General features: G+C 66.4%; 2 protein-coding genes and 1 pseudogene. 2 read left to right on the top strand and 1 reads right to left on the bottom strand.

Going from position 1 to position 1,977, the window contains the following annotated elements:
- Nucleotides 1-7 precede the first annotated feature (7 nt).
- The gene (locus tag RMO23_RS18710) at nucleotides 8-700 is read left to right on the top strand and encodes a dienelactone hydrolase family protein (RefSeq protein WP_309684456.1); all 693 of its coding nucleotides are present in this window, start codon (nucleotides 8-10) and stop codon (nucleotides 698-700) included.
- Nucleotides 697-1,344, top strand: coding sequence for a glutathione S-transferase family protein (locus tag RMO23_RS18705; protein WP_309684453.1), 648 nt, complete (start codon nucleotides 697-699; stop codon nucleotides 1,342-1,344). The genes RMO23_RS18710 and RMO23_RS18705 overlap by 4 nt, the downstream gene beginning before the upstream one ends.
- 146 nt (nucleotides 1,345-1,490) lie before the next feature.
- Here RMO23_RS18705 and RMO23_RS18700 read toward each other — a convergent pair.
- Nucleotides 1,491-1,977, bottom strand: a pseudogene (locus tag RMO23_RS18700) (porphobilinogen synthase); the annotation flags it as partial.

Here is a 1,977-nt window from a genome sequence, read left to right as displayed (position 1 = left end):
CAGCACCATGGGCCCATTCATCAACCTTAAATCCGCCGACGGCTTTGTCGTGCCGGCCTACCTCGCCCAGCCCCAGGGCAAGCCGCGCGCCGCCGTGGTGGTGGTGCAGGAAATCTTCGGCGTCAACTCGCACATCCGCGCCGTGGCCGATGGCTATGCCGCGCAGGGCTATCTGGCGCTGGCGCCGGCCACCTTCGAGCGCATCAAGCCCGGGGTGGAGCTGGGCTACACCGAGGCCGACATGACGGCCGGCTTTGAGCTCAAAACCGCCGTGGCGGCGCTGCCCGGTGCCGGCGTGCTGCAAGACCTGCAGGCCGCCATTGACCACGCGGCCCAGGCCAGCGGCGGCAAGGTCGGCATCGTCGGCTTTTGCTGGGGCGGCCTGCTGACCTGGCGCGCCGCCTGCATGCTGAGCGGCCTGAGCGCCGCCGTTCCCTATTACGGCGGCGGCATCACCGCCGAAGAAGAAATTGCGCGCCAGCCGCAATGCCCGGTGATGGCGCATTTTGGCGACCAGGACCACTGGATTCCGATGGAAGGCATCGAAGCCTTCCGCAAGGCCCACCCCGAAGTGCAGGTGCATGTCTACCCGGCCAACCACGGCTTTAACTGCGACCAGCGCGGCTCTTACAACGAAGCCGCCGCCACGCTGGCGCGGGAACGCTCACTGGCCTTTTTTGGCCAACAGCTGGCGCCATGATCCAGCTTCATTACTACCCCAGCACCGCCGCCATGGCGCCGCATGTGCTGCTCGAAGAAATAGGCGCGCCCTTCGAGCTGGTGCTGGTGGACCGCGCGCAGGGCGTGCACAAGGCTCAGCAGTACCTCAGGCTCAACCCGAACGGGCTGATTCCGGTGCTGACCGACGGTGATCTGGTGCTGTACGAGTCGGCGGCGATCTGTCTGCACCTGTGCGACCGCCACCCCGAGGCCGGCCTGGCGCCGGCGTTGGGCACTGCGGAGCGCGCGCATTTCTACAAGTGGCTGATGTGGCTGACCAACACCCTGCAGGCCACGCTGATTGTTTATTTTTACCCCGAGCGCTGGATGAACGCCGGCAACCCGGCCGGTGCCGCCGAGCTCAAGACCCATGCCGAGGCCAAGGTGCGCGTGCTGCTGGGCCTGCTCGATGCCGAGCTGGCGCGCCACGGCGGCCCGTGGCTGCTGGGCGACCACTACAGCGCCGTGGACGCCTACGCCATGATGCTGTGCCGCTGGACCCGCCATTTCGGCAAGCCGGCCCGCAATCGCCCGCAGCTCGGGCCCTATTTGCAGCGGGTGCTGGCGCGCCCGGCGGTGGTCAGGGCATTTGCGTCCGAGGGGCTGGCCCAGCCCTGGGTTTAGCGCTGCACCGGCCAGCGCTGACCTGGACCACACCAGCACCAGCCAAATGCTGGTTTTAGGGGTCAAACTGGCCTCTAGCCCATACGGTTCGCGCGTATTTAGCTATGATTTTAATAGCAAACCGGCGACGCCTGCGTGCAACCGGTTCAGCCCTGGCGCAACTTGCGCGCGGCCTCCAGCGCGAAGTAGGTCAGCACACCGTCGGCGCCGGCCCGCTTGAAGGCCAGCAGGCTCTCCATCATCACCGCATCATGGTCCAGCCAGCCGTTTTGGGCGGCGGCTTTCAGCATCGCGTACTCGCCGCTGACCTGGTAGGCAAAGGTCGGCACCGCAAACTCGTCTTTCACGCGGCGCACCACGTCCAGGTAGGGCATGCCGGGTTTCACCATCACCATGTCGGCGCCCTCGGCAATGTCCATGGCGACTTCGCGCAGCGCCTCGTCGCTGTTGCCGGGATCCATCTGGTAGACCTTTTTGTCGGCCTTGCCCAGGTTGCCGGCCGAGCCGACGGCGTCGCGAAACGGGCCGTAAAACGCGCTCGCGTACTTGGCGCTGTAGGCCATGATGCGGGTGTGGATGAAGCCCTCGGTTTCAAGCGCCTCCCGGATCGCGCCGATGCGGCCGTCCATCATG

It is taken from the genome of Polaromonas sp. (assembly GCF_031411155.1).
GTDB lineage: Bacteria > Pseudomonadota > Gammaproteobacteria > Burkholderiales > Burkholderiaceae_C > Polaromonas.
This window is presented reverse-complemented; position numbering and strand designations above follow the sequence as displayed.

What these genes read in the sequence shown, in the direction of transcription:
- RMO23_RS18710 (WP_309684456.1), top strand. Translation starts at nt 8, where the DNA reads ATGGGCCCATTCATCAACCTTAAATCCGCCGACGGCTTTGTCGTGCCG.
- RMO23_RS18705 (WP_309684453.1), top strand. Translation starts at nt 697, where the DNA reads ATGATCCAGCTTCATTACTACCCCAGCACCGCCGCCATGGCGCCGCAT.